This is a genomic window from Thalassobius sp. Cn5-15, from assembly GCF_022347685.1.
Taxonomy (GTDB): domain Bacteria; phylum Pseudomonadota; class Alphaproteobacteria; order Rhodobacterales; family Rhodobacteraceae; genus Thalassobius.
The window spans coordinates 19,160-32,387 of the sequence record NZ_JAKRGF010000008.1; the positions used below are offsets into that span (position 1 = coordinate 19,160).

General features: G+C 59.0%; 11 protein-coding genes. 6 read left to right on the top strand and 5 right to left on the bottom strand.

From position 1 onward, the window contains the following. Positions 1 to 4: 4 nt before the first annotated feature. Positions 5 to 1,978, bottom strand: a complete 1,974-nt coding sequence (locus MHM86_RS14960; protein WP_255723252.1) for an AMP-binding protein — start codon at positions 1,976 to 1,978, stop codon at positions 5 to 7. A 229-nt stretch (positions 1,979 to 2,207) separates the two neighbouring features. Between MHM86_RS14960 and MHM86_RS14965 the strand changes: the two genes are divergently transcribed. The 6 genes from MHM86_RS14965 to MHM86_RS14990 all read left to right on the top strand — a co-directional run bounded on the left by MHM86_RS14965 (position 2,208) and on the right by MHM86_RS14990 (position 8,198). Beyond that, on the top strand, positions 2,208 to 4,130 hold the full coding sequence (locus tag MHM86_RS14965) for a PAS-domain containing protein (RefSeq protein ID WP_239200952.1): 1,923 nt from the start codon (positions 2,208 to 2,210) through the stop codon (positions 4,128 to 4,130). Beyond that, complete coding sequence (locus tag MHM86_RS14970; protein WP_239200953.1) at positions 4,127 to 4,840, top strand: response regulator transcription factor; 714 nt, start codon at positions 4,127 to 4,129, stop codon at positions 4,838 to 4,840. Before MHM86_RS14965 ends, MHM86_RS14970 begins: the two co-directional genes overlap by 4 nt. Positions 4,841 to 4,908: 68 nt before the next feature. Beyond that, on the top strand, positions 4,909 to 5,148 hold the full coding sequence (locus MHM86_RS14975) for a WGR domain-containing protein (protein WP_239200954.1): 240 nt from the start codon (positions 4,909 to 4,911) through the stop codon (positions 5,146 to 5,148). A gap of 133 nt (positions 5,149 to 5,281) precedes the next feature. Beyond that, entirely contained in the window at positions 5,282 to 5,941 is a 660-nt protein-coding gene (locus tag MHM86_RS14980; protein WP_239200955.1) for a histidine phosphatase family protein, read from the top strand. 47 nt (positions 5,942 to 5,988) lie between these two features. Beyond that, on the top strand, positions 5,989 to 7,044 hold the full coding sequence (locus MHM86_RS14985) for a saccharopine dehydrogenase (RefSeq protein ID WP_239200956.1): 1,056 nt from the start codon (positions 5,989 to 5,991) through the stop codon (positions 7,042 to 7,044). A 17-nt stretch (positions 7,045 to 7,061) separates the two neighbouring features. Further along, entirely contained in the window at positions 7,062 to 8,198 is a 1,137-nt protein-coding gene (locus MHM86_RS14990) for a saccharopine dehydrogenase C-terminal domain-containing protein (RefSeq protein ID WP_239200957.1), read from the top strand. 82 nt (positions 8,199 to 8,280) lie between these two features. Here the strand turns inward: MHM86_RS14990 and MHM86_RS14995 are convergent, their stop codons facing one another. The 4 genes from MHM86_RS14995 to MHM86_RS15010 form a co-directional block, all read right to left on the bottom strand. Then, positions 8,281 to 8,607 (bottom strand): DUF3775 domain-containing protein, encoded by a 327-nt coding sequence (locus MHM86_RS14995; RefSeq protein WP_239200958.1) that lies wholly within the window; start codon positions 8,605 to 8,607, stop codon positions 8,281 to 8,283. Between the two features lie 100 nt (positions 8,608 to 8,707). Continuing rightward, entirely contained in the window at positions 8,708 to 10,030 is a 1,323-nt protein-coding gene (locus MHM86_RS15000) for a DNA recombination protein RmuC (RefSeq protein WP_370644188.1), read from the bottom strand. A gap of 2 nt (positions 10,031 to 10,032) precedes the next feature. Continuing rightward, complete coding sequence (gene mutL, locus MHM86_RS15005; protein ID WP_239200964.1) at positions 10,033 to 11,952, bottom strand: DNA mismatch repair endonuclease MutL; 1,920 nt, start codon at positions 11,950 to 11,952, stop codon at positions 10,033 to 10,035. Positions 11,953 to 12,018: 66 nt separating this feature from the next. Then, positions 12,019 to 13,137, bottom strand: coding sequence for a class I SAM-dependent RNA methyltransferase (locus MHM86_RS15010; RefSeq protein ID WP_239200966.1), 1,119 nt, complete (start codon positions 13,135 to 13,137; stop codon positions 12,019 to 12,021). Between the last annotated feature and the right edge of the window lie 91 nt (positions 13,138 to 13,228).

Below are 13,228 nucleotides of genomic sequence, written 5' to 3' on the forward strand. Positions count from 1 at the left end.
ACGCTCATTCTGCTGCCACCTTTGCACTGCTCACTGGAACAACAGCGGCGTCCATCAGTGTCAGATGCGCACTGATCGACCCTTTGCGGCCGTCCTCATAGGTCACTTCGGTGGTGGTGTGGATGTCACTCTTCCCGTCATAGAGACCGGCAATCAGATCATCGAACTTCTCTTCGACAATCCGACGGCGCACCTTGCGGGTACGAGTCATTTCGCCGTCATCCGCATCCAGTTCCTTGTGCAGAACAAGGAAGCGGTGGATCTGACAACCAGACAGCATCTCATCCTCTGCCACCGAACGGTTCACCTCTTCAACGTGCTCTTTGATGGTTTCCAGCACCTTTGGGTGACCCGCCAGTTCCTGATAAGAAGAATAGGCGATGTTGTTGCGTTCGGCCCAATTGCCAACCGCGGTCAGGTCAATGTTGATGAACGCCATGCAGCGGTCACGACCATTGCCGAACAACACGGCCTCCAGCACATTGGGGAAGAACTTCAGCTTGTTTTCCACGAACTTGGGCGCGAACATGCTGCCGTCGGCCATTTTGCCAACGTCCTTCGCACGGTCGATGATCCGCAGATGACCACTGTCTTTTTCCAAGAAACCCGCGTCTCCGGTGGCCACCCAACCATCGTCGGTTTTGGTGCCTTTGGTGCTTTCTTCGTTCTTGTAATAGTACTCGAATACACCGGGGCTGCGGTAATGCACTTCACCGTTGTCATCGATCTTAAGCTCAACACCAGGTGAAGGCACACCAACGGTGTCCGCACGCACCTGCCCATCAGGCTGAGCGGTGATGAACACGGTCGCCTCTGTCTGACCGTAGAGCTGTTTCAGGTTGATCCCCAGAGAACGGTAGAACGAGAAGATCTCCGGCCCGATAGCCTCGCCCGCGGTGTAGCCAACACGTACCCGACTGAAGCCGAGAGTGTTTTTCAGCGGGCCGTAAACCAACAGATCGCCCAGCGCGTATTTCAGTCGATCGCCAAAGCTGACGGAGTTACCGTCCAGAATATCGCCGCCAACTTTTTTCGCGTGATCCATAAAGTGGTGGAACATCTTGCGCTTCAGCGGGCCGGCATCCTCCATACGGATCATCACATTGGTCAACTCGGTTTCAAACACGCGCGGCGGAGCAAAGTAATAGGTCGGCCCGATTTCGCGCAAGTCCACTGTCAGAGTTTCCGCACTTTCAGGGCAGTTCACGCAGAACCCACACCAATAAGCCTGACCAACGGAGAAGATGAAATCACCCACCCATGCCATCGGCAGGTAGGCCAGGATTTCCTCGTCGGGACGCAGCTTATCAAACTCAGACGAGTTTTTCGCCGTCTCGATCACGTTGCGGTTCGACAGAACCACACCTTTGGGTTTGCCGGTGGTGCCCGAAGTATAAAGCATGACACAAGTGGAATCGTAGGTCAGTTTCGACCGGCGACGTTCCAGTTCAGGCGTTAGCTCATCGCGGGCGGCAAAGCCCTGTTCCTGAATGTGGCTGAACTCGTGTAGCTGGGTATGATCGTATTTCCGCATGCCGCGCGGATCTAGGTAGATCATATGTTCAAACTGATGCAGGTCATCCTGAATTTCGATGACCTTATCAACCTGTTCCTGATCTTCGGCGATCACGAAACGGGCGCCGCAGTGATCCAGCACATAGGCCATCTCTTCGGCCGCCGCATCCTGATAGAGGGGCACCGGAATGGCCCCTACGGACTGCGCCGCGACCATCGACCAATACATGTATGGGCGGTTGCGCCCGATAATGGCGATAAAATCGCCCTCATTCACACCAATGTTCAAAAGGCCCCGTGCGAGATTGTTGATCTCGCGTTGCGCTTGACGCCAGGTCCAGCTCTGCCAGATCCCGAACTCTTTCTCGCGATATGCGGGGCGATCCGCCATCTCTGTGGCGTTGCGATGCAACAGCGCCGGAATGGACTGCAGTCCATCCGTCGCCTGTGACGACTGTGCCAATTCTGTTCCTCCCAAATGCCCGTTTTCGTCGAGCGCGCGGCGTCCTCCCACCGCGAAATCCCTCAACCGAGGGTGCGCTGACAAGTTATGCCAGCAACTTTTTCCTGATCATTTCCAAATCCTAACAAATTGTAACAGCAACCACGCTGGTGCTTTCCACAACCTCGCCAGAATGTTAGCCAAGAGACAGGAGGGCCGTGTGGCTTTGGGAAAAAATGACACAGCATCAATGACTAGCGCCGGGCTGAACCTGATTCAGCAAGGGCTGTCGATCTTTGATGATCAGCTAAAAATGGTGTTGTGCAATCAGCGTTTTCGCGAAATGTTCGACATACCGGAGGCCTACAGCCGACCTGGTGTCCACTTTGAAGAGACGATTCGGTTTCTGGTGGAACGTGGTGAATACGGCGAGGTGGACAACGTCGAAGAGGCGATCACGTTCCGCGTCGATCAGGCCCGTGCCTTTACTCCGCACTATGTAGAACGCGAACGATCAAACGGGCGCTGGATCGCAGTGGAGGGGTCGCCCCTGCCCGAAGGCGGCTGGGTCGCCGTTTATACTGACATCACCCGCACCAAGCGGCAGGAAGCACTGCTGCGCACAAGATCAGAGGCGCTGTCAGACAAGGTTCTGGGCTACGCTGAGGAGCTGGCCGCCACCAACCGCCAATTGGAAGCAACGATTAACGCGCTGGAAGAGGCCCAGCGCCAACTGGCCGAGACAGAGGCGCGCACCCGCCAGACGACCGAAATGATCCCCGCCCACATTGCCCATGTGGACCGCAACAGACGCTATACGTTTTCCAACCGCAAACTGTCTAACGTAATGCCGGGGCGACCCTCGGACATCACCGGTCTGGATATCCAAGAGGCATTGGGGGAAGAGATCTACAGCGAAATTGCCCCACATCTGGACAAAGCTTTTGCAGGCGAAGCATCGGTCTTTGAGTTTTTTATCGAAAGCAGTTCGCGTCGCATCCGCGTGTCCTTCACCCCGGCGGAGGATCTGGCGCAGGAACCAGACAGCACCGGCGTTGCGCAAGACCAGCACGGCGGGGTTTATATCCTGTCGATGGACATCACCCGCGAAGCACAGGCGCGCACCGCACTGCAACAAACGCGGCGGCGTGAATTGGCCGCACAACTGGCCAGCGGCATGGCGCATGATTTTTCCAATCTGCTGACCATTATCCTTGGTAGCCAATCCAGACTGCAGCGTATGGAGCTGCCGGAACCAGCACAGAAACAGGTGACCGCCACGCTGTCCGCCGCCCATCGCGGTGGATCACTCCTCAACCGGATTGCTGACATCACCGGCGCGCGGGAATGGCATCCGGTGCCCGCCGATATTGCCCTGTTGCTGGATGATATGAAAATCCTCGCCACCCCTGCTCTGCCCGAGGGATTCACGCTGCACATTTCGAACCTGTTGCATGATAAAATGCTGATGCTGGACACCGGCATGTTGCAAGACTCACTGCTGAACCTGATCCTCAACGCCCGCGATGCCTGCGGCACATCGGGCGAAATTTCCCTGACCGTCGCCCCGGTTCAGCACCTCTGGGCAGAGTTCATAGTCGAGGACACAGGCCCTGGTTTTTCTGACACCGCGTTAGAGCGTGCGATGGAGCCGTTTTATACCACCAAGGGCGGCGAGGGTTCGGGCCTTGGCCTGTCGATGGTCTATGATATGGCGAAACTGGCCGGTGGCCGGTTGCGTATCGCCAATGGCGAAAAGGGCGCCCGCATCACCCTGCGCCTGCCAATGCGCCGTGCCCCTGCCGCGCTAAAACCCGGGCTGGTTCTGCTGGTTGAGGACAGCAGCGACATCCGCGAAGTGCTGCGCCCGATGCTGACCGATATGGGCAATACCGTCATCGAAGCGGCCTCTTATGACGAAGCACGCGCGCTCATTGACGGGGTGCCAGGGATTGCGCGGATACTATCAGACATCTCGCTGGTCGGGGAAAAGACCGGTCTTGACCTACGCGACAGTCTGGGGCCGGATGCGCCACCAATGCATATGATGACCTCGCGCCCGCCCGATGACCCGCTCTACCATACGGCAGCGCAGGGTGGGCCAGTGCTACGCAAACCGTTTACGCAATCGCAACTCACTTCCTTCCTGCAACAGGACCCGAATATCCGATGACCGCCGATCCCTCTGCACCTCTTGTCACCATTCTGGATGATGAACCCGCCATCCGCGCGATGCTGTCCGACGCGCTGGAAGAGGCAGGGTTTCGCACCATGTCCTTCGGACGTGCAACCGAATTTGAGGCGGCGCTGCAGTCAGCGACGCCAGATGTCTGTCTCGTGGACCTGTCATTGCCGGATAAGGACGGGCTGACACTGGTGCATCGTCTGGCACTGGAGCAAGGTGCGACGGTGATCATCATTTCAGGGCGGGCGCAGGTGCAGGACCGGATCACCGGATTAGAACTGGGCGCAGATGACTACATTATCAAACCCTTTGACCCGACAGAGGTGGTCGCCCGCGTCCGCGCCCGCCTACGCCGTGGCCAACCACAACCCCAATCTGCAAACACCGCGATATTCAACGGCTGGACCGCACATTTCGACAGTTACCTTCTGGAGGACGAAACTGGTGACCGGACCCCCATGTCACACGCCGAAGGTCAGGTGCTGCGGCTGTTTCTGGAACGGCCAAAGCGACTGGTATCGCGGGCGGTGATGCAGGAAATCCTTGGCGGTGCGGCAGGCGAAAGCTTTGATCGCGCGATGGACGTGCGCATATCGCGCCTGCGCACCAAACTGAAGGAAGATCCGAAAAACCCACGCCTGATCAAGACGATCTACGGTGCGGGCTATATCTTCCTCGGCGATGTGAGCTGGCGCTAGGGTTTGCCGCAGCACGCGCTCCGTCACAAACACTTGCACGCTGCGAATCGCCTGCCTAGAATCAGGGCATGACCAGCTGTCTGCTCTATCGCCCCTCTGATCGAAACTTCCGGCCACGGTTTTACCGGGTTGAAATCGCAATGAACCTCTTCGAGGAGGTATCCGTCCTGCGAGAATGGGGCGTTTCGGGCAGCAAGGGCACATCAAAGATCGACATCTTCGGCAACCTGCGCCACGCGTCAGAGGCCGCAGATAAGGCCCGCCGTTCCGCAATCCGGCGCGGCTACCTGCGCGCAGACACCTCCTGATTCACCGCATCCGTACCGTAGTCCGCGCAATCCTCAGGTTTCGGCCCCGATTTTGCGGCAAACCCATTGCGTCATGGGTTCCCATTGCCTACCCACATGACGAACAGCGATGTGCAAATGCGATAGGGATCATATGTCCAACATCACACTCGTGCGTCACGGACAGGCCAACACCGGCGCCCGTGATGAGGCAAACTATGACTCGCTCAGCGATCTGGGGCAGCAGCAGGCCGCCTGGCTGGGCCAGCACATCCGTAACACCGGCGAACATTACGAACGGTTCTATAGCGGCACCCTGACCCGCCACCGCCAAACCGCTGCTGGTATGGCCCTGTGCGAGGCTGAGGCGCTTATGCTCGACGAACGCCTCAACGAGATGGAGTTTTTCACCCTCGCCAATCTGCTGCAGCAGCAACAGAACGTCCCCATCCCGCAGGAGCGGGAGGAGTTTGTGACCTACTTGCCGATGCTGATGAACAAATGGCGCGCCAGTGAGATCGACAATCCGCCAGAGAGCTATCAAACCTTCCAGACCCGCACCCAATCGGTGATCGAAGAAATCTCTCAGGGGCGTGGCGCAGCCATTGTCGTGACCTCCGGCGGGTTGATCGCAATGGCGCTGCGCGGGGTACTGGATCTGGACACTCAAGGGTTTTCCCGTCTGGCGCTGGCAATCATGAACAGTTCAATGCACCGCCTGCATAGCGTTGGCGGCGATCTAATGATGACTCAGTTCAACACCGTGCCACATCTCGAGGATCGAGAGCGGCACCATGCACAAACGCACCTATAACAACCGAAAACCAAGAAGCGCGAAACGCGCACAGGAGGGGTAAGCACATGACACATCTCTGGGTTCGCGCGGAACAGCGCCTGAACGAGGACCGCGTTGGCCTGACGCCCGCAGGCGTCAAGGCACTGATCGCGGCGGGCATCCGTGTAACGGTCGAAGACAGTAAAACCCGCGCCCTGCCGATTGACGGCTACATCGCGGCGGGGGCAGAAATTGCACCGGAAAACAGCTGGCCCGATGCCCCGCGAGATGCAATTATCTTTGGTCTCAAGGAACTGCCCGAAGATGGCACGCCGCTGCCACACAAACACATCATGTTTGGCCACGCCTACAAGGGCCAGCATTCTGGCAAGGCGCTCTTGGAACGGTTCAAGGCGGGCGGTGGCACGCTCTATGATCTGGAATATCTGGTCGATGAAACCGGCCGCCGCGTCGCAGCCTTCGGCTACTGGGCTGGCTACGCGGGCGCTGCTGTCACCCTGAAAACATGGGCTGCTCAGCAACGCGGCGAAACCTGCCCCGAGGTTGGTGTTTACAAGGACAAGGATACCCTAAACGCCGAATTGCTGGCGGAGGTAGAGGCGACGGGCAAACCCCGCCCCACCGCCATCGTCATCGGTGCGCTGGGTCGCGTCGGTACCGGCGCTGCCGACCTGTGTGAAGCAATGGGCATTGCCGTGACCAAATGGGACATGGCCGAAACCGCCAGCGGCGGCCCCTTTCCTGAAATTCTAGATCACGATCTGTTCCTGAATTGCATCTTTGCACGCCCCGGTACACCGGTCTTTGTCCCAGCGGAGGCACTGAATGCCGATCGCAAACTGACCGCGATCGGTGATGTCGCCTGTGACCCTGACAGTGATTACAACCCGATCCCCGTTTATGATCGCGCCACCACATGGGCCCAACCAGCCCTACGCGTGGCCAACGATCCGGTGATGGATGTGATGGCGATTGATAACCTGCCCTCTATGCTGCCCGCAGAAAGTTCCGAAGATTACGCCGCACAGCTGCTGCCGTCGCTGCTGACCCTTGGCGATCTGGACGCTGGCGTATGGGGCCGTGCCGACGCGACGTACCGTGAACACGTCGCTAAGGTCTGAAATTTAGGAGGAAGAACATGACTATTCACTGGTGTGGCACCGGCCTGTCGGCCATCCCCGGCCTGCGTCGCCTGCTGGAAGCAGGACAAGACGTCACCGTATGGAACCGAACCGTCGCCAAGGCCGAAGAGGCCGTGGGCGATCTGGCCAAGGACATCCGCCCCTTCTCGATGGAGGCAGTGGCAGGTGCAATGCAGGCAGGCGATGTCGTCGTCTCTATGCTGCCGGCAGATCAACACGTCCCGCTGGCAGAACTGTGCCTGAGTAAGGGCGCGCATTTCGTATCCTCCTCCTACATCGCGCCGGAAATGCGCGCGCTGGATGCGGCGGCGAAAGACAAGGGGCTGTGTTTTGTGAATGAGGTCGGGCTGGACCCCGGCATCGATCACCTGATGGCCCACGCGCTGATGGCGGATTACAAATCGGCCGACGCCTTTGATGCGGGCAACGAGCTGTCCTTCATCTCTTACTGCGGTGGCGTGCCGAAACACGAAAACCCCTTCCGCTACAAATTCAGCTGGTCGCCGCTGGGTGTGCTGAAAGCGCTGCGATCCCCGTCGAAATCCATTCTGGACGGCAAGGAATTTGTTGCCCAGCGTCCGTGGGATGCGCTGTCGAGCTACACCGCACCGCTGCCCACTGCTGAGGCCTTTGAAGTCTATCCGAACCGCGACTCACTGCCCTTTATGCAAGAGTACGGGTTCGAGGCAGATTGGAACGTCAAACAATTCGTGCGCGGCACCCTGCGCCTGAACGGCTGGGCCGAAGCCTGGGCTGATGTGTTCAAAGAAATCGAAACGCTGACAGGTCCCGAAGGCGATGCCCGCCTGAAAGAAATGTCCGATCAGTTCTGGGCCGACAACGCCTATGATGAGGGTGAGCCGGACCGCGTGATCATGTGCGTCGCGCTGAAGGCAGAACGGGACGGTGAAACCGTCTGGCACAAGACCTACACAATGGACGCATGGGGCGATGAACGCGGATCTGCCATGGCGCGTCTGGTGTCGAGCCCCGTTGCAATGGCGATCGAGGCGGTGCTGGACGAACGCATCGCCGCCGGTGTTTCTGCAGCACCTGCACAAGCGGATCTGGTCAGTGACTGGCTGGACACGGTCGGTGAACTGGCCCAGCACATCGAGGTTGTGACCCACTAAGGGTCAGACCATACGCACCCGTATATAAAACGCCCCGCTGAGCGGTCAGCGGGGCGTTTTTGTTTCGTTTCGGTGGTTGGGGTCAGCCGCCGCGGATTAGCTCATCCTCTTCATCCGCTGCAGACAGGCCCAAGGCCTCCAACCCGTTTTCCAGGTGGTCCGACAGATGCGGCGTGCCAATCAGGTAGTCGGCAGTGGGCGTCGTTGCCTCCGCAACGGCAGTGTCGCGGGCCTCATCCCATTCTTCGGGTTCAAAACTGCCGCGACCGATCCACATTAGAGCGACCATATCGGCCTGCTCTTCTTCGGTCATGCGGTCGATAAAGGCGCGCAGCTCACCCTCGGCCCGCCCCAATTCGCGGGCCATCAGGATGATATTGGCAACCTTTTGAACAGAGGTGGTCAGCATGGTTTCGATTCCTTTCGCGCTATCTCTGCTCTCATCCTGCCCTTCCGGCCACGCGCGGACTTTGATCTGGGGCAAGTCGCGAAAGGTGTCGATATTTGCCTTAGGACTTGTCCGTTTCCAACAGGTCGCGCTGCACCTCGGGTTCCGGTTCAGGCGCCAGTTCTTCGAAATCGAAATTATCCAGCTTGTGCGCACGTTTATTGGCGCGGGTGGCTGCGGTCAGAATGCCTGCCACATCATCGCCTGCCTGTCGCAAATGGGTTTCCAACTTGCCCGCACGTTCGCCAACAATTTCCACATCGCGGTGCAGATTGCGCAGTGCTTTGCGAATCTCACCTGCCTGTTCGCGCATCCGCGCATCCTTCAGAATCGCCCGCATGGTATTCAACGTCGCCATGCAAGTCGTCGGCGAGACGATCCAAACACGACGCTCGAATCCTTCCCGCACGAGGTCCGAGAATTTGGAGTGCAACTCGGCGTAAATCGCCTCGGACGGCAGGAACATCAGCGCACCATCGGCGGTTTCGCCTTCGATGATATAACGGTCAGAAATGTCTTTGATATGCTTACGGACAGAGGTTTTGAACTGCTGAATGCCTGCCTTCAGCTCTGCCTCAGTCTGCGAAGACAGCATCGCCTCATAGGCTTCCAGCGGGAATTTGCTGTCGATCACGATGGGGCCGGGTGGGTTTGGCAAATGGATCAGACAGTCAGCGCGTTTGCCATTCGTCAGCGTATGTTGCAGCGTGTAGCTGTCGCGCGGCAGCGCCTTACCGACGATATCATTCAGCTGGATTTCCCCGAACGCCCCACGCGTCTGTTTGTTCGACAAGATATCCTGCAGTGACAGTACATCGCCCGACAGCTTGGTAATGTTTTCCTGCGCCTTATCGATGGTCGCCAGCCGTTCCTGCAACTGCGTCAGCGAGGTGGCCGTCTGCTTCGCGTTGCCCGCCAGCGAGGTGTTCAATTTCTCATGCAGATCAGTCAGCGAGCGGTTGGTGCGCATTTGCATATTCGCCAGATTTTCCTGCATCTGCAGTTGCTGCGCCGCCAAAGTGTCCGCCATTTTCTGCTGCATTGAGGCCAGGTTTTCACCCGTCCCGCGCTGCACCTTGGCAAGGTTTTCATGCAGGTTCACCTGCACCTCCCCCAGACGCTGTTCCATCAATGTCGCGATTTGACCCTGCGATTGCGCATTGGCTTGCGCCTGGGCCCGTAGGCCGCCATCCAGTTGCGTCTGACCCGCCGCCAGTTGATCCACCCGCTGCGCCATCTGGCCCATGTACTGCGCGATCATCGCTTCGGTCCGTTCAGCACGTTTCTGCGCCCCGCTGCGCAAGACCATCGCCGCGATCACGACTAGCACCGCCGCCGCGGCGATCAAGGCAGCGGGGTTTTGCAAAAGGGTGTTCAAATCCATCATCAGGTCCGTCCAAACAGGCGTTCAATATCGCTGAGTTTCAATTCCACATAAGTGGGCCGGCCATGGTTACACTGGCCGGAATGCGGCGTTGCCTCCATCTCGCGCAACAGCGCGTTCATCTCTTCGGCCCGCATGCGGCGGCCAGAACGGATGGAACCATGACAGGCCACGCGGCTAAGGATCGCCTCAATCCGCGCTTGCAGGGTCTGGCTGTCGCCCATGTCCGCCAGTTCATCTAGGATATCTAGGACCAGTTGACGCGCGTTCACCTCACCCAGAATGGCGGGGGTTTCGCGCACCGCAATCGCACCGCCGCCGAACTGTTCCAACCCAAGACCGAGGCGTTCCAGATCTTCCGCAATCTCTAAGATGCGGGCACAGTCACCTTCGGACAGCTCAACAATTTCAGGGATCAGCAGCGCCTGCGCGGCGACACCGTTCTCTGCCATCTGATATTTCAGCTTTTCGTAGACCAACCGTTCATGCGCGGCGTGTTGATCCACAATGACCATACCGGTTTGGGTCTGCGCGACAATGTAGTTTTCGTGCACCTGCGCCCGTGCAGCCCCCAGCGGCAGCGCCTCCAACGGTGGGGCGTCTGGGGTTGCCGGTGACTCGACCACCTCCTCCACCCGTGCGGAATAGCTGCCTGCCAGATCGGCGAAACCGCTGGGGGGCGAAACATACGGTTGCGTATGGTTAAACGCTTCGGGCGCCTGACCCTGATAGCTGGTTCTGAGAGCCGAGGGCGACGGACGGTCCATTTGATAGACACGCGGCTCCGTGGGCCCAGCGCCCATGCCTTCGGGGCGTAGCGCGTTCAATGTTGCATCCGCCACAGTGGTTGAGGCGCGATGCCCTGCTCCCGACAGTGCATTGCGCAGGGCCGACACGATCAACCCACGCACCAGACCGGGATCGCGAAAGCGGACCTCGGACTTGGCCGGATGCACGTTCACATCGACCAGATGCGGGTCACATTCGATAAACAGCGCTGCTGCCGGATGGCGATCACGGCTGAGGAAGTCAAAGTACGCCCCGCGCAGCGCCCCAACCAGCAGCTTATCCTTCACCGGACGGCCATTGACGAACAAGAACTGCGCCACCGCAGAGCCGCGCGAATAGGTCGGCAAGGCGGCATAGCCGGTCAGCATGAAACCGTCGCGTTCGGCGTCGATCTTCAGTGCATTCTCGGCAAATTCCGCCCCCAAAATACGCGCGAGGCGCCCATGCAACGCGTCAAACAAATCCCCGCTTTCGGGATCAGCGCGGAAGGTCACGCGCCCCTCACCACCACCGGACACGTCACGCAGGGTGAAGCCGATGAAGGGTTCGGCCATCGCCAGACGTTTGACCACATCGTTGATCGCCTGCGTTTCGGCACGATCGGTGCGCATGAATTTCAGTCGTGCGGGCGTGGCAAAAAACAGATCGCGCAGTTCGACAATCGTCCCACGGTTCAGGGCGGCAGGTTTCACCGCCTCCATCGCGCCGCCTGCGACGGCGATCTGTCCCGCCTCTGCCCCCGCCGCACGGCTGGTGATGGTCAGACGACCCACTGCGCCCAGTGACGGCAGTGCCTCACCGCGAAAGCCGAAGCTGTGGATGTTGAGGAGGTCAGAACCATCAATTTTGGACGTCGCGTGGCGCGACAGGGCCAGCGGCAGCTGATCAGGCGTGATGCCACAGCCATCATCGGTGACGCGGATCAGGGTTTTGCCGCCGTCAGCAATCGCAATCTCAATCCGTCGCGCGCCGGCATCGATGGCGTTTTCCACCAGTTCCTTCACCGCTGAGGCGGGGCGCTCCACCACCTCACCCGCCGCTATACGGTTGATAGCGGCGTCGTCCAGTTGGCGGATCACCGGCTGAGCGTTTTCGGCCTGTTCGGCGCTTATATTGGGGGCGGTATCGGGCATATCACAAAACCTAGCATAATCCGGCGCGATTCGCCCAATGGCGAATACGGGTCGCAGCGCCACAAATCAGGGCAACGGCGCGGTTTGGTAGAGCTTCACCTTCAGCCCGCCATGCGGCACCGGCGGCCCCGGTTGCAGGAACGGTAGACCAGTCGCCCGCGCCAATGCGGCGTCAGAGGTGACAATGCCCACACGCCAGCCGCTGAAACGTTCTTTCAACACCTCACCAAGGGCGCCATGCAGGGCAAACAGCAGCTTCTTGTTGCCGATCCGTGTGCCATAGGGCGGATTCACAATGACCAGTCCGGGCGGGCCATCGGGACGCTGCAGATCGCTGACCGCCGCATGGGTAAATTCAGTCAGCATCGCAACACCAGCGCGGTCAGCGTTGGCGGTGGAATTGGCGACCGCACCTTCGTTTCGGTCTGACCCGCGGAAGGTCAGATCAGACAGGTTATCTACCGGCGCCAGCACCTCTGCCTTGATCCGCGACCATTGGTTTTCATCAAAGGACACCAGATCCTGAAAGGCAAAACTGCGCGCACGACCCGCCGACAGACCCAACGCCTGTTCCGCCGCCTCGATCACAAAGGTGCCGGAACCACACATCGGATCCAAAACCGGTTCGCATCCGTCAAATCCTGCCGCACGCAGGAACAGCGCGGCCAGAGTTTCGCGCATCGGTGCCTTGCCCACCGCAGCCTTATGGCCACGTTTGTGCAGTGTTTCACCTGAGGTATCGACGCTGAAAGTCACCAGATTATCGTCAATCCGCGCTTTGATTTGCACCTGCCCCTTATCAGAAACTTCTGCGCCCAGTGTTTCGGCAATAGCCTTTTCAATCCGCTGCTTGGCGGCACCTGCGTGGTAGATCTTGGACTTCTTGCAGGTCACCTCCACACGGATGGACACATCAGGGCGGAGAACCTCAGCCCAAGGAAATTTGCGCGACCGTTTGTCCAGCTGTGCCAGATGGAACGCGCGAAATTCACCGATCCGCGCCAACACGCGGGTGGCCCCACGGCACAAAAGGTTCAGCCGCCACACATCTGGCCAGCCGCCTTCAATGGTGACGCCACCGGGCACCTGTTTGGCGGCCTTGTACCCCAAGGCCTGCACCTCTTGGCGCAATTGTGGCTCCAGCCCTGGCGGGGCAACGAGGAAGAGTTCAAACAGTGTATCCATGTCCCCCCAATAGCCCGATTGACACAAAGGCGCGACAGGAAACTGGAACCTCCTGAGATCCCTATAGAGGCACAGTAGAATCGGATCACTC

What these genes read in the sequence shown, in the direction of transcription:
- MHM86_RS14965 (WP_239200952.1), top strand. Translation starts at nt 2,208, where the DNA reads ATGACTAGCGCCGGGCTGAACCTGATTCAGCAAGGGCTGTCGATCTTT.
- MHM86_RS14970 (WP_239200953.1), top strand. Translation starts at nt 4,127, where the DNA reads ATGACCGCCGATCCCTCTGCACCTCTTGTCACCATTCTGGATGATGAA.
- MHM86_RS14975 (WP_239200954.1), top strand. Translation starts at nt 4,909, where the DNA reads ATGACCAGCTGTCTGCTCTATCGCCCCTCTGATCGAAACTTCCGGCCA.
- MHM86_RS14980 (WP_239200955.1), top strand. Translation starts at nt 5,282, where the DNA reads ATGTCCAACATCACACTCGTGCGTCACGGACAGGCCAACACCGGCGCC.
- MHM86_RS14985 (WP_239200956.1), top strand. Translation starts at nt 5,989, where the DNA reads ATGACACATCTCTGGGTTCGCGCGGAACAGCGCCTGAACGAGGACCGC.
- MHM86_RS14990 (WP_239200957.1), top strand. Translation starts at nt 7,062, where the DNA reads ATGACTATTCACTGGTGTGGCACCGGCCTGTCGGCCATCCCCGGCCTG.
- MHM86_RS14995 (WP_239200958.1), bottom strand. Translation starts at nt 8,607, where the DNA reads ATGCTGACCACCTCTGTTCAAAAGGTTGCCAATATCATCCTGATGGCC.
- MHM86_RS15000 (WP_370644188.1), bottom strand. Translation starts at nt 10,030, where the DNA reads ATGGATTTGAACACCCTTTTGCAAAACCCCGCTGCCTTGATCGCCGCG.
- mutL (WP_239200964.1), bottom strand. Translation starts at nt 11,952, where the DNA reads ATGCCCGATACCGCCCCCAATATAAGCGCCGAACAGGCCGAAAACGCT.
- MHM86_RS15010 (WP_239200966.1), bottom strand. Translation starts at nt 13,137, where the DNA reads ATGGATACACTGTTTGAACTCTTCCTCGTTGCCCCGCCAGGGCTGGAG.